The sequence below is a fragment of the Streptococcus sp. 2022WUSS135 genome (assembly GCF_044427045.1).
Classification (GTDB): Bacteria; Bacillota; Bacilli; order Lactobacillales; family Streptococcaceae; genus Streptococcus; species Streptococcus hashimotonensis.
This window is the reverse complement of the sequence record NZ_JAOTGL010000065.1, coordinates 1-1,046: the sequence shown is the minus strand read 5'-3', so window position 1 is coordinate 1,046 and position 1,046 is coordinate 1. Positions and strand designations below refer to the sequence as shown.

Sequence of the window (1,046 nt, the reverse complement as noted above, 5' to 3'; positions counted from 1 at the left end):
TACAATTGATTTGAGTTGATAAACAGTTAAGGTTTGAATAATCTCTTGAAGTTTATCAATTACCTCATTTAAAGTCTTAAATACTTTATTCTTGAAACCAAGTTTACGAATCTCAGCCCAGACTTGCTCAATAGGATTCATTTCAGGTGTATAGGGTGGAATGAAGGTGAATTCTATATTCTCAGGAATATTTATTGTCCTCGATTTATGCCAAATGGCATTATCCATGACTAAAATAATATAATCTTCTGGATAAGCAGCCGATAGCTGGCGTAGAAATTCATTCATCCAATCACTATTACATCCGCCTGCTATGATGGCCTCTATGGGCATCCACAGCTCCATAACAATAGCGGTACTCACGAATATGGTGACTAGCTACGTGAGGACGATAACCTTTAGGAGACCAACACGAACCAAGTTTACTGATACGCCCAAAACCCGCCTCATCCTGATACATAAGGCGAACTTGTTGATATTCTTTTCCATTAATAAAACGCTTACTCACTCTCTCCTTGAATAAAGATTTTATTTTTAGACGCTAAAATGGTTTCGGCGTCTGCTTTTTTCGGATGTTGGGGACGTGGGCTAACTTTACGCCAACCATGACGTTTCAGGAGAGCATAGAAACCTTCTCGGGTTGTCTTGTGCCCAACTCTCTCTTGATAGGCTTTAAAGAGGGAGTTAACGGTAACGAATTCTCCATTCAAAGAAGAAGAGAGTTGCTCTTTAAGGAAATCTTCTTCCTCCTTATGCGTCATATAGGAGCGGCGGCGACCACCACGATTTTCCTTTAAGAGGGCTTCTAAGCCACCACTTAGATAGCGATTCAATAAGTTGCGGACTGTCTGATGGACAAAGCCTACTGATTTAGCTACGGATGTTAAATTATTGCATTCAGAATAAAGAATGAGTGCCTGTATTTTTCTATGATGCGGAGCATTATTTTTATCTTTAAGTGCTTGCTTTAATTCTTCGACTTGTGTTTGGGTAAGTTCTTTTGTCATAATACCATTATAACGCTATTTTTGATTTTTGTTAAGTAT

At 38.6% G+C, this 1,046-nt stretch carries 1 pseudogene; it reads right to left on the bottom strand.

What is annotated here, in order from left to right:
- Window positions 1-1,007: pseudogene (locus ODU45_RS10000) on the bottom strand (IS630 family transposase); the annotation flags it as partial.
- Window positions 1,008-1,046 lie beyond the last annotated feature (39 nt).